Here is a 19,771-nt window from a genome sequence, read left to right on the forward strand (position 1 = left end):
CACGACGCCTTCGCGAGCAGGCTCGCTCCCACAGTGTTTTGTGGTGTTGGTTAGTTCGGGGTTGGCTTTTTGAAGACGTAAAACAGGTTCGGCTCGCTCACCAGATACAACGTCCCGTCATCATCCATCGCAATGCCTTCGGCCTGCGGCACGGTTTTCTTCAAACCCTGCCGGCCGCCACTGATGGACATCGTACTCAACGGGCGCCCGCCGACATCGAGCTCCAGAATCAGCCGCGACTCATCCGACAGTGCCAGCAAATGCCCGCTGCGCTCGTCGTACTGCAAACTCGACAGATCGCGCACAAACATCCCGGCGTCACGCTTGGGGTCGTTGATCACATGCACCGCGTAGGACTTTTCCGGATTGAAGTGCGGAAAACCGTGCACTTCGTAGATGAGCATCGGATTACGCTCTTTCGCGACAAACAGACGCTTGCCCACCGAGTCATACGCCAGGCCTTCAAAACCTTTGTTGCTGGCCATATGCACGCCGAGGGTCATCTGCTCGGCGTCCGCCGCGTCGAGGAATGTGGTGCCTGCCTCCAAGTGAATCTTGATCAGTCGCTGCTGACGCTCATCAGTGATCACGTAGGTGTCGGCGCTGATGTACTCGACGGCTTCGGGATCGCCAAAACCAATCAGGGCAATGCGCCGCAGGATCTTGCCTTCAAGCGACAGTTCGACCAGCTCGGAATTCTTGTTGGTCACGGTGAACAGGCTTTTGCGCACCGGATCGAAGGTCAGCGCCGAAACATCGTCGTCCAGCCCGTCAATCACCCGCGCCTCAATCTCCACGCGATACTGATCCAGCCCAATCGACTCGCTACTCTGCGGTTGCCACAGGGTGTGCAAGTTAAACCAGGCGCGCTCGAACAGGCGCATGTATTGACCGATCGCAATCAACGCGATCAGGGCAATCACCGACAGGAAGATAATCAGAGGCTTGGGGCGGGCAAGTCGACGCATGTGGAAGGCTCGGGATCAAAACAGGCGGATGAAATACCACGCCCGTCTGAACTGAAGCTTAATGGCCACTTGCCTCAAACCACAAGCCAACCCCTGTAGGAGCTGCCGAAGGCTGCTATTTCTGTTTTTCGAAGCGATAGAACAGGTTGGGCTCGCTGACCATGTACAGCGTACCTGCCTCGTCCATGGTCACGCCTTCGGCGCGGGGAATGGTGTTTTTCAGGCCATTGAAGCCGCCAAGCAGGGTCATGAAGCTGACCTGTTCGCCCTTCTCGTCCAGTTCCAGCAGCAGATGCGAGTCGGCGGACAGCACCAGTGTGTGCTGAGTGCGCGGGTCAATCGCCAAGGCCGAGAGGTTGCGAATATCCAGTTCATCACTGGCAAGTTTCTGCTTGTCGCCCTTGAGGGTCTGGCTGCCGTCGCTCTTCCAGGTGAACAGCGCCGGTGGCCGCTCCTCACCGAGCAGCAATTGCTGGTTGTGGGAATCCCAGGTAATGGCTTCGAAGGCTTTGTTCTGGTCTTTCGACGGGCCGAGGTCGTATTTCGGGAAGTCGGCGATATTCAGCTCGCGAGTATCGGCATCGACTTTGACGATCGACAGCATGTGCTGGCGTTCGTCGACGATGGCCATCAAGCCGTTTTCCATCATCGTCAGGCCTTCCGGATTGCTCCAGCCCACCAGCGGCATTTTGCGCAGTACATCGCCCTGTAACGTCAGTTCAGCGAGAAACGGGTTCTTGCCCATCACCGAGAACAGCGTTTTGGTCTGCGGGTTGTAAGCCAGATCCGAAGCCTCGTCCTTCTCCATACCCTTCAGCGGTTTGGCATCGATGACCACCCGATAGTCCGGCAGCCAGATGCTTTCCTTCTGCTCGGCCTGGCTTTCAAAGCGCTCCTGCAGCCAAAGCACACCGCGATCATCCCAATGCATGGCAAACGCCACGGCATAAGCGGCGGCAAGCACCAGCAACAGCCAGACATACCAGCGCAGGGCGAAACGTGAACGGCGGGTGGGTTTGAGCTGAGTTTGAGATGACATCGAGGGACGCGTTCCGAAAATTCAGGCTATGGGTAATAGCACAAAGAGGCCGGCTCAGACGCCAGAATGAGAGGAATTATCCGTACAGGATGTGAAAAAAACGGCAAATGGCGGGATTGCCGTGTGTTGCCAGCGATCTTCAGGGCAGCACAAAACAATGTGGGAGCGAGCTTGCTTGCGAAGGCAGAGTGTCAGTCGACATCTTTGTTGACTGACAAAATGCTTTCGCGAGCAAGCTCGCTCCCACAGGGGATTTGCAGTGTGGCGGTTAGCGCACGCTGCTGTTGAAGCTGCTCGCGCCGACCAGTTCAAGGACGATGTCATCGCCAACGTTCAGCGGGCCAACGCCCACTGGCGTGCCGGTGAGGATCACGTCACCGGCCTGCAGCGAGAAGCAGCCGGCCATGTGCTGGATCATCGGCACGATCGGGTTGAGCATCGCGCTGCTGTTGCCGTCCTGGCGCACTTCGCCGTTGATGGTCAGGCGAATGCCGATGTCGGTCAGGTCAGCGAAGGTGCTGCCAACCACGAACGGGGCGATCACCGCTGCGCCGTCAAACGACTTGGCGATTTCCCACGGCAGGCCCTTGGCTTTCAGCTCGGCCTGTTTGTCGCGCAGGGTCAGATCCAGTGCCGGGGCAAAACCAGAGATGGCGTCGAGCACTTCTTCACGGCTCGGCTTGGTCGACAACGGCTTGCCGATCAACACGGCGATTTCCGCTTCGTAGTGCACTGAACCGCGCTCGGTCGGAATGCTGAAACCGCCTTCCAGCGGCACCACGCAACTGCCCGGTTTGATGAACAGCAACGGCTCGGTAGGCACCGGATTGTCCAGTTCCTTGGCGTGTTCGGCGTAATTGCGGCCAATGCACACGACTTTCCCGATCGGGAAGTGAATGCGCGTACCGTCGACGTACTGGTGCTGATAGCTCATTTACCGACTCCTGCCTTCATTGATTCATCAAAGATTGTCGATCAAACCGCAAAAATCTTGCCCGGGTTCATGATGCCGTTCGGGTCGAACACCGCTTTCACCGCTTTCATGTACTCGATCTCAACCGGCGAGCGGCTGTAGGTCAAGTAATCGCGTTTGGTCATGCCCACGCCGTGCTCGGCGGAGATCGAACCGTTGTACTTCTCGACGGTTTCGAACACCCACTTGTTGACGGTCGCGCATTTGGCGAAGAACTCGTCCTTGCTCAGGTTATCCGGCTTGAGAATGTTCAAGTGCAGGTTGCCGTCGCCGATGTGGCCGAACCAGACGATCTCGAAGTCCGGATAGTGTTCGCCGACGATCGCGTCGATTTCCTTCAGGAACGCCGGTACTTTCGACACGGTGACCGAGATGTCGTTCTTGTACGGCGTCCAGTGCGAGATGGTTTCGGAGATGTACTCGCGCAGCTTCCACAGGTTCTGCAGCTGGGTTTCACTCTGGCTCATCACGCCGTCGAGCACCCAGCCCTGTTCGACGCAGTGCTCGAAGGTTTCCAGTGCGCTGTTGGCCACTTCTTCAGTAGTCGCTTCAAACTCCAGCAACGCATAGAACGGGCAGTCGGTTTCGAATGGCGCCGGTACGTCGCCACGGCCCATGACCTTGGCCAGAGCCTTATCGGAGAAGAATTCGAACGCGGTCAGGTCGAGCTTGCCCTGGAAGGCGTGCAGCACCGGCATGATCGAGTCGAAATCGGCGGTGCCGAGAACCATCGCGGTGAGGTTTTTCGGCGCACGATCGAGGCGCATGGTCGCTTCGACGACGAAACCGAGCGTGCCTTCAGCGCCAATGAACAGCTGACGCAGGTCGTAACCGGTGGCGTTCTTGATCAGGTCTTTGTTCAGTTCCAGCACATCACCCTTGCCGGTGACGACTTTCATGCCGGCCACCCAGTTGCGGGTCATGCCGTAGCGAATCACCTTGATTCCGCCGGCATTGGTGCCGATATTGCCGCCAATCTGACTGGAACCTGCCGAGGCGAAGTCGACCGGGTAGTACAAGCCTTTTTCTTCGGCAACGTTCTGCAAATGCTCGGTGACCACACCCGGCTGACACACGGCAGTGCGGTCGGTGAGGTTAACGTCGAGAATCTGATTCATGTAGTCGAAGGAGACGACCACTTCGCCGTTGGCCGCCACCGCAGCGGCGGAAAGCCCGGTGCGCCCGCCCGACGGCACCAGCGCAATCTTGTGGGTGTTGGCCCAACGCACCACGGCCTGCACCTGCTCGATGGTCTTGGGAAACACGATGGCGCTTGGCGCCGGGGCGAAGTGCTTGGTCCAATCCTTGCCGTACGCATTCAGGGAGTCGGCGTCGGTCAGGACCTTGCCAGGCTCGACCAGGGTCTTCAGTTCATCAATCAGGGCAGGATTGGTCATCGACAGAACTCTCGAACAATTCATGGTCATCCTGAGAACGCTTCACGTCGCAGGAATGAGTGTTTAGCGGGGAGGCTATGCTAGCATACCGACCCCGCAGGCCAGTGCCCAAGGCCAGTTCTGCGGTAACGGCTTTCCTGCCGTTTGGGTCAGCTCCAGGCTGCTCCCCTCCCTGCCATTTTTCTCCGGGATACAGGTTTACGCAGATGAGCAAGACTTCTCTCGATAAGAGCAAGATCAAGTTCCTTCTTCTCGAAGGCGTCCACCAATCGGCTGTCGACGTCCTCAAGGCGGCGGGCTACACCAGCATCGAATACCTGACAGGTTCCTTGCCGGAAGCCCAGCTCAAGGAAAAGATCGCTGACGCTCACTTCATCGGCATTCGTTCGCGCACCCAACTGACCGAAGAGATCTTCGATCACGCGAAGAAGCTGGTAGCGGTCGGCTGTTTCTGCATCGGCACCAACCAGGTTGACCTGAGTGCTGCCCGCGAGCGCGGTATCGCCGTGTTCAACGCGCCGTACTCCAACACTCGCTCCGTCGCCGAGCTGGTGCTGGCCGAAGCGATCCTGCTGCTGCGCGGCATCCCTGAGAAAAACGCTTCCTGCCACCGTGGCGGCTGGATCAAATCCGCAGCCAACTCCTTCGAGATCCGTGGCAAGAAACTCGGCATCGTCGGCTACGGCTCGATCGGTACGCAGTTGTCGGTTCTGGCTGAAGGTCTGGGCATGCAGGTGTACTTCTATGACACCGTGACCAAGCTGCCACTGGGCAACGCGACCCAGATCGGTAGCCTGACCGAGCTGCTGGGCATGTCCGACATCGTCACCCTGCACGTTCCGGAAACCGCTGCGACCCAGTGGATGATCGGCGAGAAGGAAATCCGCGCCATCAAGAAGGGCGGCATCCTGATCAACGCCGCGCGCGGCACCGTGGTCGAACTGGACGCCCTGGCGGACGCGATCAAGGACAAGCACCTGATCGGCGCGGCCATCGACGTATTCCCGGTGGAGCCTCGTTCCAACGACGAAGAGTTCGAAAGCCCGCTGCGTGGCCTCGACAACGTGATCCTGACCCCGCACATCGGTGGCTCGACCGCCGAAGCACAAGCCAACATCGGTCTGGAAGTGGCAGAAAAACTGGTCAAGTACAGCGACAACGGTACCTCCGTTTCGTCGGTGAACTTCCCGGAAGTGGCCCTGCCGGCTCACCCTGGCAAGCACCGCCTGCTGCACATCCACGAGAACATCCCGGGTGTGATGAGCGAGATCAACAAGGTCTTCGCCGAAAACGGCATCAACATCTCCGGTCAGTTCCTGCAGACCAACGAGAAGGTTGGCTACGTGGTGATCGACGTCGACGCCGAGTACTCGGATCTGGCGCAAGAGAAGCTGCAGCACATCAACGGCACTATCCGTAGCCGCGTGTTGTTCTGATCAAGCGTTGAGCGACAAAAAAAGGGAGCCTTCGGGCTCCCTTTTTCATGCACGCCGAAACGTTATTCGACGTTGACGGTGATTTTCTTCGAGACGATGGGTGGATCGAACGGCATGTGGCCGCTGTCGCCCAGTTCAAGCTGCAGAGTGTGCTTGCCCGGCGCCAACTTGACGTCCGCCTGAGTCTGCGCTTTACCGAAGTGCATGTGGTTGGCGTCATTCGGAATCGGTGCGCCAGCGGCCGGCAGCTTGTCGACGTCGATCAGCAGGTGATGGTGACCGGTGTTCTTGGTGACGTCACCGGCCGGTGCCAGCGCGACGTCCTTGGTACCGAATTTGACGGTGAAGGTCTGCGAAACCGTGGCCCCGTCTTCGGGAGAAACGATGAACACTTCGGCACCTTTGGGGGCCGGTGTCGCCGCACTGGCCAGCACCGAAACACCCATCAGCACACCCGCCAGCGCTGCACGTGACATAAAGCTTTTCATTTTCTTCTCCAGTTTTTCCGTAAAATCCGCAGGGTCATGACAACTTCATGACCATTCGTTGTCGAAGGCACTCGACAACCATAGCAAAGCGAGCCTCACTCAGAGCGTCGCGATAATGATTTCAAAGGAGTGACCATGCGCTTTCTGCCTGGCCTGATCTGCCTGCTACCCCTTCTGAGCCCTTTGGCTCACGCCGAACTGATTGATGACGTCAATGACCGTGGCGAGCTGCGCATTGCCCTTGAGGCTAATACACCGCCCTTCAATTTCAAGGATGGCGACACACTCACGGGGTTCGAGGTCGAGCTTGGGCAACTGCTGGCCAACGAGCTGGATGTGCGCGCCGACTTCATCGTCACTGACGAAGCCGACCTGCTCCAGGGCGTTGAAAGCGGCAAGTACGACGTTGCGCTCAACCACATAGCACTGACACCCGAACTCAAGGATCGTTTCGACTTCAGCGAGCCGTACGGCAAGGTCGATTCGCAGCTGCTGGCGAAGAAGGATGAGCAGCCACGGCCGATGGTGCTGGTGCAGGCGCTTACGGAAGAGAAGCCGAAAGCGGCAGCGCCGGTGGATTTGGCGATTCCGTTCCAGAAGGGTAATCCGGCGTTTCAGGCCAGCCTTGCGAGCGCGATGGAGCGGATCAAGGCGGATGGACGTTTGGCAGCGCTGACTGAGAAGTGGTTGAAACCTTAAAGCCCCTCACCCTGGCCCTCTCCCAGAAAGAGAGGGGACTGATTGGGGGATGCTTTAGAGGTACGCCGACCTGGGATTGCTATACCGAATCCGAAATCGACTGGTCATGGCTTTGTCGAAGCCATAATCGATCAGTCATGGCTGTGTCGAATCCATAGTCGATAAGGTCTTTCAGGTCGATGAATAACGCCAGACACTTCGGTCGGCCCCCTCTCCCTCGGGGAGAGGGCTGGGGTGAGGGCAACGATTTAGGATCAATCCAAAGCAGCCAGAGCCACCGCCGCTAGCGGCAGTTCAACTTCACTGAAGACCTGCACACCATGACGCTTGAGCAATGCTGCCGTCACGCCTTCGCCACTGACTTTGACGCCACTGAACGTGCCGTCATAGGTCAGCAGGTTTCCACAGGAGGGACTGTTGGCTTTCAATACTGCTACGCGAATGCCGTGCTTCTGCACCAGCTCCAGCGCCTGCCGCGCACCATCCAGAAACTGCGCGCTGACATCCTCGCCCTCAGTGGTGATCACCGCCGCGACACCATCAAGCACTTCACCGCCCTGCCCGCCCGGAATCTCCGCCGCCGCCCGTGGCGTCGGCAATCCGCCAGCGACCTCCGGACACAGCGGCACCACCCGCCCTTCAGCGATCCACTGTTCGAGCAGATCGAACGGCCCGCTCGCGCCACCGTCGTAACGCACGCGATGGCCCAACAGGCAGCGGCTGACCAGAATCTTTTCCATCTCAGAACGGCTCGTTGCCACGGCGGCGGAACCAGCCGGTCAGCGACAGGCGCTCGCGGTTCGCCGGCAGCACTTCATGAGGCACTTCACCGGAAAGGAACACCACCAAGCAACCGCCGGTAGGCTGCACGTCGTGCACGCGCTCATCGCTCAGGTACATTCGCAATTGACCGCCATCCTCCGGCAACCAGGCATCATTGAGGTAGACCACCACTGACACCATGCGTTTGTCATCGTCGCGAAAACGGTCGACATGCCTGCGATAGAACGCGCCCGGCGGATACAGCGCGAAATGGCATTCAAAATCCTCAAGCCCGAGAAACAGGCCACGGTTAAGCGCCTCACGCAGGCTTTCCATCAAGTTCAGATAACGGTCGCTGGCCTCGGCCTGGCCGGGGTCGATCCACTGAATGTGGTCGCCCCGAATCCCTTCGCGGATCTCTGAAAACGGCCCGCGACCGACAGCCGCCGGCGCCAGCTCACCCTCGGCCTCACGTTTACGGCACTCGGCCGCCAGCTCGCGGGTCAAACCGGCGGGCAGGAATATGTTCTGCTGCGACCAGCCGTGTTCGGCCAGGTCATCGACAATGCGTAACAGCAGTGGGTGTTCAGAGGATATTTGCATGGCGCGCATAGTATGTCGGCGGCAAGAAATCCGACAGAGCCACGCGGCGGCTTGCTACGAATTCTCGACAAGTACCGGCACCGCACGGAGAATAGTCCGCTGCTGACAGGAGTCCCTATGCGCCGTTTGCTTTTTTCACTGTTGATGTTCTGCGTTTTGCCCGCCTGGGCGGACGGCCACGATCAGTTGTACAAGGTCGCCGGCTGGCCAGATCAACGTGCGCATTTCAATGACGCCCTGACTGCTGCGCAGCAGCGCTACCAGAACAGCCTGCCGCCCGCCGTGTTTCAGGCACTGGTGAACAACAGCAACCAGCGCTTCGCCCCGCAAGCTGTGGATCAACGCGCCGAGGCGCAACTGCGGCAGAAGCTCGCTGATCCAAAACCGGCCCTGACTTTCTTTCAATCGCCGCTGGGCAAGAAAATTGTCGCGGCTGAATTGCTCGCCACCCGTCGCGATCAACTGGCGAAAAATGCCAAGGGCTTGCCGAAGATGCAGGCCAGCGACAGCCGTCTGCTGATCATTGGCCACCTCGCTCAGGCCTTGCCGGCGCGTGAGGCCGGCGCCGAAGTGAGCCTGGCGATTGCCGGCGTGGCGGCGGACAGTTTGAGTTCGATGATCCCGGGATTGCTCGGTGGCGGTCAGGCGCAGGGCATGCTCAATGGTCAGCGCCAGCGTTTGATGGATCAGATTGGCGCGGACATCAACAACACGCTGCTCTACGTGTATCGCGACTTGTCGGATGAAGAGCTGGAAGAGTTTGCGACATTTGCCGAATCGACTGAGGGCAAGGCTTATTACCAAGCGGCACTGGCGGCGATCCGCGCAGGGTTGGCGGTCGGGCAATGATCCTTGTTGCCTGACAAACCGCCTTCGCGAGCAAGCTCACTCCCACATTGGATCTTCAGCGGACACAAAATTTGTGAGCATCCCGCCCCCCCTGTGGGAGCGAGCTTGCTCGCGAAGAGGCCCTCACAGGCGCTAAAGATTCCGGCCCCTGATGCGCTTGCTCAGAAACTCGAAATACTCTTCCCGCATCTCCGCCGTTTCATTCGCCAGATGATGCCGCGCCTCGGCCAGCAACAGGATCTGCGGTCGATCGAACTTCCACTTCATCACCTGCAAATTGTGTTGCCAGTCCACCGTCATGTCCGCCTGTCCCTGAATGATCAGCGGCCGTCGCGGACTTTTTTTCGCGTGCTCGACGCGGATGATCCAGCGTGACAGCGCGCCCACCCATTTGGTCGGCAAGCGCCGTGGCTGCAACGGATCGGCCTGGAGAAACGGCAGGAAATCCGGGTCATTGGAATTCTCGCTAAAGCGTCGCGTGACACCCCGAACGAAAGGCCGGAGCAGGTAATAACTAAATTGCGACCAGCCCCATGCCCTTGGACGCACCAGCGGCGCCAGCAAAATCACCTGGCCTTGCGCCGGGCTGTTTTCGCCATGGTTGAGCAGGTGATCAACCACAATCGCCCCGCCGGTGCTTTGCCCGCACAAGTGCCACGGCTGCGGCAACGCGATCGACTGCGCCTCGGCGAACAACGCTTGCAGGACGTCCTGGTATTCAGAGAAATCGCGGATGCTCGCACGCGGCCCGCTCGACAGACCATGCCCCGGCAAATCACACGCGATTACCGCAAAGTCTTGATCCAGCGCCCACTCGATCACATGCCGATACAGCCCGGTGTGATCGTAGTAACCGTGCAGCAGAAACAGCGTCGCCTTGACCTTCTCCGGCCACCAGCAATGGCTGACCACTTCATAGCCATCGACCTCGAAACGGCCCATGCCACGCCAGACATCGCGATGGGGAAAGTCGGTCTGGTAGAAGCGCTGGTAAGCCTTGGCCTCGTCCGACAACGGCTGCCACTCGGCCAAAGGCTTGAGGCTGGCGCGGATTTGATCGGGGTCGAAAGTGGCAGGCATGCGGGAATTCCAAAGCGGTAAACAGACTTTATCGGCCTGCGATATTCATCTGTCGGAGCAAGCATGGCAAGCTAGCCCACCTCTTCTGGAACGAAAACCATGCGTTCGCCCTACCGCTCCGCACTGTTTGCCAGCCTGCTCGCGCTGATTTGCGCCGGGGTACTGTGGGCGGCGTACGACTGGTTTCAGGGGCGTTATCTGCGCGCGTTCAGCGAACACACGGCGGTATTTTCCGGTGATCCGCTGCGCCTGCCGGACAACCTCGCCGGTCCCGGCAAGATTCGCCTGGTACATTTCTGGGACCCGGCCTGCCCGTGCAACGTCGGCAATCAACAGCACCTGACCGAGATGGTCGAGCGGTTTGGCGGCAAAGGCGTGGAGTTCTTCGCCGTGCAGAAAACCGGCAGCCACGGTCAGTTGCCCACGACCCTCAGCAGTCTGAAAACCATCACGATATTGCCCGGCTCCGAACAGGTTCCGGCCAGCCCGGCCGTGGCGATCTGGGACCGCAGCGGTAAGCTGGCGTACTTCGGCCCCTACAGCGAAGGCCTGACCTGCAATTCCAGCAACAGCTTTATCGAACCGATTTTGAATGCCCTGACGGAGGATCGCCCGGTCAATGCCACGCACACCCTGGCGGTCGGTTGTTATTGCCCGTGGCCGGTGGAAACGCCGTAAGGCATTCCGGACTTTTCAAGGACAGCGCTGCACGGCACAGAAGGTCTGTGCTAATTGTTTGCAGCCCGACGGGCGGCAATCCCGCTTGCACAAGGAGTCACCATGAAGCGCGTGTTCACCGTACTTGGCTTGCTCATCGTTGTTCTGCTTGCCGGCGTCGGCTGGTATGTCTACAGCAAACAACCCACACGCCAGGGCCAGGTTGAACTGCGCAACCTGCAAGGTTCGGTGACCGTGCGCTACGACGAGCGCGGCGTGCCACACCTGCGCGCCGAGAACGAAACCGACCTCTACCGCGCCCTCGGCTACGTGCATGCCCAGGATCGCCTGTTCCAGATGGAAGCCATGCGCCGCCTCGCTCGAGGCGAACTGGCCGAAGTACTCGGGCCGAAACTGCTCGACACCGACAAACTGTTCCGCAGCCTGCGCATCCGTGAACGCGCGGCCAGTTACGTCGCCAGTCTCGATAAACAGTCACCGGCGTGGAAGGGCCTGCAAGCCTATCTGGATGGCATTAACCAATATCAGGACACCCACGCCGCACCGATCGAGTTTGACGTGCTGGGCATCCCCAAACGACCGTTCACCGCGGAAGACAGCATCAGCGTCGCCGGCTATATGGCCTACAGCTTTGCGGCGGCGTTTCGCACCGAGCCGTTGCTGACCTATGTGCGCGATCAACTCGGCGCTGATTACCTCAAGGTCTTCGATCTCGACTGGCAACCCAATGGTGTGCTGGCCAACGGTCACGCCAAACCTGCGCCGGTCCTCGCCGCCGGCGACTGGAAAGACCTCAACGCCCTTGCCCGCCTCAGCGAACAAGCGCTGATCGACCATGGCCTGCCGCAGTTCGAAGGTAGCAACGCCTGGGTCATCGCCGGCAGCCGCAGCCAGAGTGGCAAACCTCTGCTGGCGGGTGATCCGCACATTCGCTTCTCGGTGCCGTCGGTGTGGTACGAGGCGCAATTGTCGGCGCCGGGCTTCGAGCTGTACGGCCATCATCAGGCGCTGGTGCCGTTCGCGTTTCTGGGACACAACCTGGATTTCGGCTGGAGCCTGACCATGTTCCAGAACGACGATCTGGACCTGATCGCCGAGAAGGTCAACCCGGGTAATCCGAATCAGGTCTGGTATCGCGGCCAGTGGACCGACATGGTCGTTACGCAGCAGCAGATCAATGTAAAGGGCCAGCCGCCGGTCACCCTCACCCTGCGCCAATCGCCCCACGGCCCGATCGTCAATGATGCCCTCGGCACCGCTGCCGGCAAAACGCCGATCGCCATGTGGTGGGCCTTCCTCGAAACGCCGAACCCGATCCTCGAAGGCTTCTACCAGCTCAACCGCGCCGACACGCTGGCCAAGGCCCGCGCCGCAGCAGCGAAAGTGCAGGCGCCGGGGCTGAACCTCGTCTACGCCAACGCCAAAGGCGATATCGCCTGGTGGGCTTCAGCGTTGCTGCCCAAGCGCCCCGCTGGGGTGAGGCCGGAATTCATTCTCGACGGCAGCAGCAATCAGGCGGACAAGGACGGCTTCTACCCGTTCAGCGCCAACCCGCAGGAAGAGAACCCGGCACGCGGTTATATCGTCTCGGCCAACTTCCAACCCGTCTCGCCGACGGGCATGGAGATTCCTGGTTACTACAACCTCGCCGATCGCGGCCAGCAACTGAATCGTCAGCTCAGCGACAAGAGCGTGAAGTGGACCAACGAAGCCAACCAGAAACTGCAACTGGGCACCGCCACCGGCTACGGCCCGCGCTTGCTGGCGCCATTGCTGCCGGTGCTGCGCGAGGTGGTCAGCGATCCGGCGCAACTGAAACTGGTCGAGCAACTGGCGCAATGGCCGGGCGACTATCCGCTGGACTCGGTCAGTGCGACGCTGTTCAACCAGTTCCTCTACGACCTGGCCGATGCGGCGATGCGTGATGAGTTGGGCAATGATTTTTTCGACACCTTGCTGTCGACGCGGGTGATCGATGCGGCGTTGCCGAAGCTGGCGGCGAACGCCGATTCACCGTGGTGGGATAACCGCAACACGGCGAACAAGGAGACCCGTGCCGATGTCGTGCGCGCGGCGTGGGCGGCGAGCATGCAGCACCTGAAGCTGACCCTCGGCGACAATTCGGCCGAGTGGAAATGGGGCGCGGCGCACACGCTGACCCACGGCCATCCGTTGGGGCAACAGAAACCGCTGGAGCGGATTTTCAATGTCGGGCCGTTTGCCGCGCCGGGCAGTCATGAGGTGCCGAACAACCTCTCGGCGAGGATCGGCCCGGCGCCGTGGCCGGTGACTTATGGGCCGTCGACGCGGCGGTTGGTGGATTTCGCTGACCCGGCGCATGGCTTGACGATCAACCCGGTCGGTCAGAGTGGTGTGCTGTTTGACAGTCACTATGACGATCAGGCTGAGGCGTATGTTGACGGGATGTATGTGCAGGCGCATTTCAATGCCGAAGAGGTGACAGCGAATACGCGCAGTACCTTGAAGTTGTTGCCGGCGCGGGCAGCGCCTTAAAAGCCCCTCACCCTAACCCTCTCCCGGGGGGAGAGGGGACTGACCGAGGTGTCTTTTGTCATACATCGACCTGAAAGAACGGTGTCGATTATGGATTCACAACCGCTCACTCAGGTCGGCGTATCTCCTCAACATCCCCCAATCGGCGCCCTCTCCCTATGGGCGGTCCGACGTTTCGGGAGGGCTGGGGTGAGGGTAAGGCTCAAACCATTACCGCAAAATTCAGCCGAAACTGCTGCGGCGTAACCCCCAACCGCCGGTTGAACACCCCGCGCATATGCTGCGCATCCCGAAACCCGCACTGATAGGCCACCGTCTTCAACGGCGCCGCCGTGCTTTCCAGCATCACCCGCGCCGCATCCACCCGCGCCCGCTCGACGAACTCCGCCGGGGTGACTTTGGCTTCCCGGGCAAACACCCGCGAGAAATTGCGCGCACTCATGTTCGCCGCATTGGCCAGATCGGCAATCGTCAGATCGCCCGTGAGATTGGCCAGCACATACAACTGCACCATCGCCACCGCCGAGGTCGGCTCCGCGTGCGGTGTGAGGAATGGGCTGAATTGTGACTGCCCACCGGAACGCTGGGTGAACACCACCAGCCGCTTGGCCACGCTCAACGCCACTTCGGCACCGTGATCACGGGCCAGCAGGTACAGCGACAGGTCAATCCCCGCCGTGACCCCGGCCGAGGTGTAGAGCGTGCCGTCCTCGACATACAAGCGATCGGCCTCAACCTGCGTTGTCGGACACAACTGCGCCAACGCCTCGGCATCGTTCCAGTGGGTGGTGACGGTGCGCGCCTCCAGCAATCCGGCCCGCGCCAGCATAAACGCGCCGTTGCAGATCGAGCCGAAACGCTGCGCCCGTGCGCAGGCCCCGCGCAGCCAACCGTCGAACGTCGCGCCGAAATCCATGAAGGGCAGTTGCGGCCCACCGGCGACCAGCAGCAGGTCGTAGGCGTCGAGTGCTTCGCTGAAATGCCGATGAGCATTCAGGGTCAAACCGTTGGAACAGGCCATCGGCCCGTGCTCGACGCCGATTACTTCGAGCCGATAGTGATCCTCGGGCGCCAGGAAGCGATTAGCCTCGGCGAACACATCCATCGGGCCGCTGACGTCCAGCGACTGCACGCCGGGGAACACGACGATGGCGACGGTTTTGGTCATGGCGGCAAAGCTCCTTTGGGTCTGACCCGAGTTGGCACGATTTGCAGGTGGATTGGCAAGGATCGCAGCCATGCATCGATTGTCCGCTTCCAGCGCCGGGAACAGACTTTCCCCATCAGCGCCACAACGGCGTTTCAGTGAGGAAACTTGCCATGACCACAACCATCGCCGGCATCAAAATCCCTGACAGCGCCCTCGCCCGGGCCACCACCGAATACATCCGCGACATCGAATCCGACCTGCTCTACCACCACTCGCGCCGGGTCTTTCTGTTCGGCGCGTTGAGCGGCGAGCGCCAGCAACTGGCCTACAACCCGGAGCTGCTGTACGTCGGCGCAATGTTCCATGACCTCGGTCTGGTCGAAGGTCACCGCAGTGATGATGAGCGCTTCGAAGTGGACGGTGCCAACGCAGCGGCGGCTTTTCTCAAACCGTACGGGTTGAGCGATGACGACATCGAGCAGGTCTGGCTGTCGATTGCCCTGCACACCACGCCGGGCGTGCCCAAGCATCTGCGCCCGACCGTAGCGCTGGTCACCGCTGGTGTGGAAATGGACGTGCTGGGGATGGATTACGCGGCGTTCAGCACTGTGCAGCGCGAAGCGGTGGTGCATGCGCACCCGCGCGGGGAAGGCTTCAAGGAGTGCATCATCTGCGCGTTTGCCGATGGCTTGCGCCATCGTCCGCAGACGACGTTTGGCAATGTGAAGACTGATGTGCTGAAGGATCAGCAGCCGGGGTTCAAGCCGATGAACTTTGTTGAAGTCATCCGCCAATCTCCCTGGATTTGAATATCACCAGAAACAACTGAGGGAGCGAGCTTGCTCGCGAATGCGGTGGGTCAGCCAACATTTCAGTGCCTGACACGCCCTCTTCGCGAGCAAGCTCGCTCCCACAGGGACTGGGGTTGATCACAGATTTGTGATCAACCCCATTTGGCTTACGCCGCTTCCGGCGCCGGGGCGCGACGCACGTCCGGCTGCTTCCACGAATCGGCTGCGCTTTCTTCGATGGCTTGCTGGATGGCTTTCTTGCGCGCTTCTTCGGCACGGCGGCTGAAGAACCAGACCATGAAGGTCACGATCGACACCGCCAGCAGAATCAGACTGGCAACGGCATTGATCTCGGGTTTCACACCCAGACGTACCGCCGAGAACACCTCCATCGGCAGGGTCGTCGACCCCGGACCAGAGACGAAGCTCGCCAGCACCAGGTCATCCAGCGACAGCGCGAACGACATCATGCCGCCCGCCGCCAGCGACGGCGCGATCATCGGGATGGTGATCAGGAAGAACACCTTCCACGGCCGTGCACCGAGGTCCATGGCCGCTTCTTCGATCGACAGGTCCAGCTCACGCAGACGCGCCGACACCACTACCGCCACATACGCCGCGCAGAATGTGGTGTGGGCGATCCAGATGGTGACGATGCCACGTTCCTGCGGCCAGCCGATCATCTGCGCCATGGCCACGAACAGCAGCAACAGCGACAGACCGGTGATCACTTCCGGCATCACCAACGGCGCTGTGACCAGACCGCCGAACAGCGTGCGGCCCTTGAAGCGGGTGATACGGGTCAGCACGAACGCTGCCAGCGTACCCAGCGCCACCGCGGCGACCGCGGTGTAGCAGGCGATTTCCAGCGAGCGCAGCACCGAGCCCATCAGTTGCGTGTTGTCGAGCAGGCCGACGTACCACTTGATCGACCAGCCGCCCCACACCGTCACCAGTTTCGAGGCGTTGAACGAGTAGATCACCAGGATCAGCATCGGCAGGTAGATGAACAGCAAACCCAGAACCAGCATCAGGCTGGAGAAACGGAAGCGCTTCATTCTTTACCCTCCATTTCCTTGGCCTGACTGCGGTTGAACAGAATGATCGGCACAATCAGGATCGCCAGCATCACCACCGCCAGCGCGGACGCTACCGGCCAGTCACGGTTGTTGAAGAACTCTTGCCACAGCACCTTGCCGATCATCAGGGTTTCCGGACCGCCAAGCAGTTCCGGGATCACGAACTCACCGACCACCGGGATGAACACCAGCATGCAGCCGGCAATGATGCCGTTCTTGGACAGCGGAATAGTGATCTTCCAGAAGCTGTTGAAAGTACTCGAGCCGAGGTCCGATGCCGCTTCGAGCAGACTGTTGTCGTGCTTCACCAGGTTGGCGTACAGCGGCAGGATCATGAACGGCAGGTACGAATAAACAACACCGATGTACACCGCGAGGTTGGTGTTGAGGATTTGCAGCGGCTCGTCGATGAACCCCATGCTCATCAGAAAACCGTTGAGCAAACCGTTGTTGCTGAGGATGCCCATCCACGCGTAAACGCGGATCAGGATCGCGGTCCAGGTCGGCATCATGATCAGCAATACCAACACCGTTTGCATTTCTTTACGGGCGGTGGCGATGGCGTAGGCCATCGGGTAGCCGATCAGCAGGCAGAGGACGGTGCTGATGAACGCCATCTTCAACGAGCCGAGGTAAGCGGCGATGTACAACTCGTCGCCCGCCAGCATCGCGTAGTTGCCCAGGTTCAGCAGCAGTTGCAGCTTCTGCTCGGCGTACGTGTAGATCTCGGTGTACGGCGGAATGGCCACGTCGGCTTCGGCGAAACTGATCTTCAGGACGATGAAGAACGGCAGCATGAAGAACAGAAACAGCCAGATGAACGGAACCCCGATGACCAGTTGCCGGCCATTGGGGATTATTCGGTTGATGCGACGTTTGAATTTGCGCATGTTCATGAGCGAAGTACCACGCCGCTGTCGTCTTCCCACCACACGTAGACCTGATCACCCCAGGTCGGACGCGCGCCGCGACGTTCAGCGTTGGCCACAAACGACTGCACCAGTTTGCCGCTCGGCAATTCAACGTAGAACACCGAGTGCCCGCCGAGGTAGGCGATGTCGTGCACCTTGCCGCTGGACCAGTTGTACTCGCAGGTCGGCTGGTCGGCGGTGACCAGCAGCTTCTCCGGGCGGATCGCGTAGGTCACGGACTTGTCCTGCACCGAGGTGCTGATGCCGTGGCCGACGTAGATCTGCCGGTCGAGGTCTTTGCAGGTGATGGTCGCGTGGCCTTCGGCATCGTCGATCACTTCGCCTTCGAAGATGTTGACGTTACCGATGAATTCGCAGACCAGACGGCTGGTCGGGGTTTCGTAGATGTCGATCGGGCTGCCGATCTGGGCGATCCAGCCCAGGTGCATGATCGCGATGCGCTCGGCCATGGTCATGGCCTCTTCCTGGTCGTGGGTCACCATCACGCAGGTCACGCCGACGCGCTCGATGATTTCCACCAGTTCCAGCTGCATCTGCGAACGCAGTTTCTTGTCCAATGCGCCCATCGGCTCATCGAGCAACAGCAACTTCGGCCGCTTGGCCAGCGAACGTGCCAGCGCCACACGCTGACGCTGACCGCCCGACAATTGATGCGGCTTGCGCTTGGCGTACTGGCTCATCTGCACCAGCTTGAGCATCTCGGCCACACGGGCATCGACCTCGGCCTTGGGAATCTTGTCCTGCTGCAGGCCGAAGGCGATGTTCTGCGCCACGGTCATGTGCGGGAACAAGGCGTACGACTGGAACATCATGTTGATCGGACGTTCGTACGGCGGCATGTCGGTGATGTCGACGCCGTCGAGGAAAATCCGCCCCTCCGTGGGCCGTTCGAACCCTGCCAGCATCCGCAGCAGAGTGGATTTGCCCGATCCCGAACCGCCGAGCAAGGCGAAGATCTCGCCCTTCTTGATTTCCAGGGACACATCGTCCACGGCAATCGTCTCGTCGAACTTCTTCGTGACCCGGTCGATTTTGACCAACACCTGTTTCGGTGTCTGGTCGCCCTCGAGGGCTTTCTTATAGGCGCCGGAGGCAACTGCCATTTACGAAACTCCCAGAAAAAAACAATGCAGTTCGCCCAATGCAGACGAACCCAGGATAGTTTGTGCCTTACTTGCCCGACTTGACCTTGGTCCAGCTGCGGGTCATCAAACGTTGAATATTGGGCGGCAACTCGGTCGACACGTAGGTCTTGTCGAGTACTGCTTGCGGTGGATAAACCGCTTCATCGGTGCGAATGGACTGTTCCATCAGCTTGTCCGAACCCGGGTTGGGGTTGGCGTAACCGACGTAATCACTGACCTGGGCAATCACCTCAGGTTTCAGCAAATAGTTGATGAAGGCGTGGGCTTCTTTGACGTTGGACGAATCCTTCGGAATCGCCAGCATGTCGAACCACAGCGCGCCGCCTTCTTTCGGGATCGAGTACGCGATGTTCACGCCCTTCTTGGCTTCCTCGGCGCGGTGCTTGGCCTGGAAGATGTCTCCGGAGAAACCGATGGCCACGCAGATATCGCCGTTGGCCAGGTCGCCGATGTACTTGGACGAGTGGAAATAGGTCACGTACGGACGCACGGCGAGCAGTTTGGCCGTGGCCTTTTCGTAATCCTTGGTGTTGGTGCTGTTGGCGTTCAGGCCCATGTAGTTGAGCACGGTCGGCATCATTTCATCCGCCGAATCGAGGAACGCGACGCCGCAGCTGTGCAGCTTCTTGATGTTCTCGGGTTCGAACAGCACGCTCCAGGAATCGATCTTGTCGATACCGAGCACTGCCTTGACCTTGTCGACGTTGTAACCGATGCCGTTGGTGCCCCACAGGTACGGCACGGCGTACAGGTTGCCCGGATCGTTTTGCTCCAGACGCTTGAGCAGCACCGGGTCGAGGTTGGCATAGTTGGGCAGCTGCGACTTGTCGAGTTTCTGGAACGCGCCAGCCTTGATCTGCTTGCCAAGGAAGTGGTTCGACGGCACGACCACGTCGTAACCGGTACGCCCGGCCAGCAGCTTGCCTTCCAGGGTTTCGTTGGAGTCAAAGACGTCGTAGACCGGTTTGATCCCGGTTTCTTTCTGGAAATCGGCCAGCGTGGTCTCGCCGATGTAATCGGACCAGTTATAAATATGTACCGTACCGGCGGCCTGGGCTCCGACGGCGATCGTCAGGCCGGCAGTGGCCAGCAGGGCTTTGCGCAAAGAAGAAAAAATAGGCAAGTGGAGGTCCTCTAAATTAGTTGGGCCCAAGTTGCCCCGCACTGCATGACAGCCATGGCTGCCCG

At 59.9% G+C, this 19,771-nt stretch carries 19 protein-coding genes; 6 read left to right on the forward strand and 13 right to left on the reverse strand.

Annotated features, from left to right (window positions below; genetic code table 11):
- Window positions 1-50: 50 nt before the first annotated feature.
- The 4 genes from AC1DVF_RS06980 to AC1DVF_RS06995 all read right to left on the reverse strand — a co-directional run bounded on the left by AC1DVF_RS06980 (window position 51) and on the right by AC1DVF_RS06995 (window position 4,377).
- Window positions 51-968 carry an SdiA-regulated domain-containing protein gene (locus tag AC1DVF_RS06980; protein WP_257356565.1) on the reverse strand — a complete coding sequence of 306 codons (918 nt, stop codon included), beginning with the start codon at window positions 966-968 and terminating at the stop codon, window positions 51-53.
- 115 nt (window positions 969-1,083) lie between these two features.
- Window positions 1,084-2,007: an SdiA-regulated domain-containing protein gene (locus AC1DVF_RS06985; RefSeq protein ID WP_257356566.1), complete on the reverse strand. Its 924-nt coding sequence runs from the start codon at window positions 2,005-2,007 to the stop codon at window positions 1,084-1,086.
- 268 nt (window positions 2,008-2,275) lie between these two features.
- On the reverse strand, window positions 2,276-2,941 hold the full coding sequence (locus AC1DVF_RS06990; RefSeq protein WP_093429791.1) for a fumarylacetoacetate hydrolase family protein: 666 nt from the start codon (window positions 2,939-2,941) through the stop codon (window positions 2,276-2,278).
- Between the two features lie 41 nt (window positions 2,942-2,982).
- Entirely contained in the window at window positions 2,983-4,377 is a 1,395-nt protein-coding gene (locus AC1DVF_RS06995) for an FAD-binding oxidoreductase (RefSeq protein WP_026000500.1), read from the reverse strand.
- 206 nt (window positions 4,378-4,583) lie between these two features.
- Between AC1DVF_RS06995 and serA the strand changes: the two genes are divergently transcribed.
- On the forward strand, window positions 4,584-5,813 hold the full coding sequence (gene serA / locus AC1DVF_RS07000) for a phosphoglycerate dehydrogenase (RefSeq protein ID WP_008085296.1): 1,230 nt from the start codon (window positions 4,584-4,586) through the stop codon (window positions 5,811-5,813).
- A gap of 62 nt (window positions 5,814-5,875) precedes the next feature.
- Here the strand turns inward: serA and AC1DVF_RS07005 are convergent, their stop codons facing one another.
- On the reverse strand, window positions 5,876-6,301 hold the full coding sequence (locus tag AC1DVF_RS07005; RefSeq protein WP_093429790.1) for a DUF4399 domain-containing protein: 426 nt from the start codon (window positions 6,299-6,301) through the stop codon (window positions 5,876-5,878).
- Window positions 6,302-6,436: 135 nt separating this feature from the next.
- Here AC1DVF_RS07005 and AC1DVF_RS07010 point away from each other — a divergent pair, with 135 nt between their 5' ends.
- The gene (locus AC1DVF_RS07010; RefSeq protein WP_093429789.1) at window positions 6,437-7,000 is read left to right on the forward strand and encodes a transporter substrate-binding domain-containing protein; all 564 of its coding nucleotides are present in this window, start codon (window positions 6,437-6,439) and stop codon (window positions 6,998-7,000) included.
- A 254-nt stretch (window positions 7,001-7,254) separates the two neighbouring features.
- Here AC1DVF_RS07010 and AC1DVF_RS07015 read toward each other — a convergent pair whose 3' ends face one another.
- Both AC1DVF_RS07015 and AC1DVF_RS07020 read right to left on the reverse strand, forming a co-directional pair.
- On the reverse strand, window positions 7,255-7,740 hold the full coding sequence (locus tag AC1DVF_RS07015; protein ID WP_477782266.1) for a 2-thiouracil desulfurase family protein: 486 nt from the start codon (window positions 7,738-7,740) through the stop codon (window positions 7,255-7,257).
- A 1-nt stretch (window position 7,741) separates the two neighbouring features.
- The gene (locus tag AC1DVF_RS07020) at window positions 7,742-8,374 is read right to left on the reverse strand and encodes a 2OG-Fe(II) oxygenase (protein ID WP_093429787.1); all 633 of its coding nucleotides are present in this window, start codon (window positions 8,372-8,374) and stop codon (window positions 7,742-7,744) included.
- 108 nt (window positions 8,375-8,482) lie between these two features.
- Here AC1DVF_RS07020 and AC1DVF_RS07025 point away from each other — a divergent pair, with 108 nt between their 5' ends.
- Window positions 8,483-9,214 carry a DUF2059 domain-containing protein gene (locus tag AC1DVF_RS07025; protein WP_093429786.1) on the forward strand — a complete coding sequence of 244 codons (732 nt, stop codon included), beginning with the start codon at window positions 8,483-8,485 and terminating at the stop codon, window positions 9,212-9,214.
- A gap of 132 nt (window positions 9,215-9,346) precedes the next feature.
- Here the strand turns inward: AC1DVF_RS07025 and bipL are convergent, their stop codons facing one another.
- Window positions 9,347-10,294: a phospholipase BipL gene (gene bipL / locus AC1DVF_RS07030; protein WP_093429785.1), complete on the reverse strand. Its 948-nt coding sequence runs from the start codon at window positions 10,292-10,294 to the stop codon at window positions 9,347-9,349.
- 99 nt (window positions 10,295-10,393) lie between these two features.
- On the opposite strand from bipL, the gene AC1DVF_RS07035 reads away from it, so the two are divergent.
- Together AC1DVF_RS07035 and AC1DVF_RS07040 are read left to right on the forward strand one after the other, a co-directional pair.
- On the forward strand, window positions 10,394-10,972 hold the full coding sequence (locus AC1DVF_RS07035; protein WP_460130376.1) for a DUF6436 domain-containing protein: 579 nt from the start codon (window positions 10,394-10,396) through the stop codon (window positions 10,970-10,972).
- 102 nt (window positions 10,973-11,074) lie between these two features.
- On the forward strand, window positions 11,075-13,486 hold the full coding sequence (locus tag AC1DVF_RS07040; RefSeq protein ID WP_477782267.1) for a penicillin acylase family protein: 2,412 nt from the start codon (window positions 11,075-11,077) through the stop codon (window positions 13,484-13,486).
- Between the two features lie 202 nt (window positions 13,487-13,688).
- Here the strand turns inward: AC1DVF_RS07040 and AC1DVF_RS07045 are convergent, their stop codons facing one another.
- On the reverse strand, window positions 13,689-14,654 hold the full coding sequence (locus tag AC1DVF_RS07045; RefSeq protein ID WP_116254292.1) for a GlxA family transcriptional regulator: 966 nt from the start codon (window positions 14,652-14,654) through the stop codon (window positions 13,689-13,691).
- A gap of 152 nt (window positions 14,655-14,806) precedes the next feature.
- On the opposite strand from AC1DVF_RS07045, the gene AC1DVF_RS07050 reads away from it, so the two are divergent.
- Entirely contained in the window at window positions 14,807-15,445 is a 639-nt protein-coding gene (locus AC1DVF_RS07050; RefSeq protein WP_093429781.1) for an HD domain-containing protein, read from the forward strand.
- A 149-nt stretch (window positions 15,446-15,594) separates the two neighbouring features.
- On the opposite strand, the gene AC1DVF_RS07055 is transcribed toward AC1DVF_RS07050, so the two are convergent.
- The 4 genes from AC1DVF_RS07055 to AC1DVF_RS07070 form a co-directional block, all read right to left on the reverse strand.
- A complete protein-coding gene (locus AC1DVF_RS07055; RefSeq protein ID WP_093429780.1) occupies window positions 15,595-16,485 on the reverse strand; it encodes an ABC transporter permease subunit in 891 nt (296 codons plus the stop codon).
- A complete protein-coding gene (locus tag AC1DVF_RS07060) occupies window positions 16,482-17,363 on the reverse strand; it encodes an ABC transporter permease subunit (protein WP_257358657.1) in 882 nt (293 codons plus the stop codon). Before AC1DVF_RS07060 ends, AC1DVF_RS07055 begins: the two co-directional genes overlap by 4 nt.
- 35 nt (window positions 17,364-17,398) lie before the next feature.
- Window positions 17,399-18,541: an ABC transporter ATP-binding protein gene (locus AC1DVF_RS07065; protein WP_034151965.1), complete on the reverse strand. Its 1,143-nt coding sequence runs from the start codon at window positions 18,539-18,541 to the stop codon at window positions 17,399-17,401.
- 67 nt (window positions 18,542-18,608) lie between these two features.
- Window positions 18,609-19,706: a polyamine ABC transporter substrate-binding protein gene (locus tag AC1DVF_RS07070; RefSeq protein ID WP_099757457.1), complete on the reverse strand. Its 1,098-nt coding sequence runs from the start codon at window positions 19,704-19,706 to the stop codon at window positions 18,609-18,611.
- Window positions 19,707-19,771: the final 65 nt, after the last annotated feature.

The sequence above is a fragment of the Pseudomonas sp. P4_D7 genome, assembly GCF_056401755.1.

Bases quoted from the DNA above. Each gene is read 5' to 3' on its own strand.
- AC1DVF_RS07040 (WP_477782267.1), top strand. From the start codon at position 11,075: ATGAAGCGCGTGTTCACCGTACTTGGCTTGCTCATCGTTGTTCTGCTT.
- bipL (WP_093429785.1), bottom strand. From the start codon at position 10,294: ATGCCTGCCACTTTCGACCCCGATCAAATCCGCGCCAGCCTCAAGCCT.
- AC1DVF_RS07020 (WP_093429787.1), bottom strand. From the start codon at position 8,374: ATGCGCGCCATGCAAATATCCTCTGAACACCCACTGCTGTTACGCATT.
- AC1DVF_RS07065 (WP_034151965.1), bottom strand. From the start codon at position 18,541: ATGGCAGTTGCCTCCGGCGCCTATAAGAAAGCCCTCGAGGGCGACCAG.
- AC1DVF_RS06985 (WP_257356566.1), bottom strand. From the start codon at position 2,007: ATGTCATCTCAAACTCAGCTCAAACCCACCCGCCGTTCACGTTTCGCC.
- serA (WP_008085296.1), top strand. From the start codon at position 4,584: ATGAGCAAGACTTCTCTCGATAAGAGCAAGATCAAGTTCCTTCTTCTC.
- AC1DVF_RS07050 (WP_093429781.1), top strand. From the start codon at position 14,807: ATGACCACAACCATCGCCGGCATCAAAATCCCTGACAGCGCCCTCGCC.
- AC1DVF_RS07015 (WP_477782266.1), bottom strand. From the start codon at position 7,740: ATGGAAAAGATTCTGGTCAGCCGCTGCCTGTTGGGCCATCGCGTGCGT.
- AC1DVF_RS06995 (WP_026000500.1), bottom strand. From the start codon at position 4,377: ATGACCAATCCTGCCCTGATTGATGAACTGAAGACCCTGGTCGAGCCT.
- AC1DVF_RS07005 (WP_093429790.1), bottom strand. From the start codon at position 6,301: ATGAAAAGCTTTATGTCACGTGCAGCGCTGGCGGGTGTGCTGATGGGT.
- AC1DVF_RS06980 (WP_257356565.1), bottom strand. From the start codon at position 968: ATGCGTCGACTTGCCCGCCCCAAGCCTCTGATTATCTTCCTGTCGGTG.
- AC1DVF_RS07045 (WP_116254292.1), bottom strand. From the start codon at position 14,654: ATGACCAAAACCGTCGCCATCGTCGTGTTCCCCGGCGTGCAGTCGCTG.
- AC1DVF_RS07010 (WP_093429789.1), top strand. From the start codon at position 6,437: ATGCGCTTTCTGCCTGGCCTGATCTGCCTGCTACCCCTTCTGAGCCCT.
- AC1DVF_RS07035 (WP_460130376.1), top strand. From the start codon at position 10,394: ATGCGTTCGCCCTACCGCTCCGCACTGTTTGCCAGCCTGCTCGCGCTG.
- AC1DVF_RS07025 (WP_093429786.1), top strand. From the start codon at position 8,483: ATGCGCCGTTTGCTTTTTTCACTGTTGATGTTCTGCGTTTTGCCCGCC.
- AC1DVF_RS06990 (WP_093429791.1), bottom strand. From the start codon at position 2,941: ATGAGCTATCAGCACCAGTACGTCGACGGTACGCGCATTCACTTCCCG.
- AC1DVF_RS07055 (WP_093429780.1), bottom strand. From the start codon at position 16,485: ATGAAGCGCTTCCGTTTCTCCAGCCTGATGCTGGTTCTGGGTTTGCTG.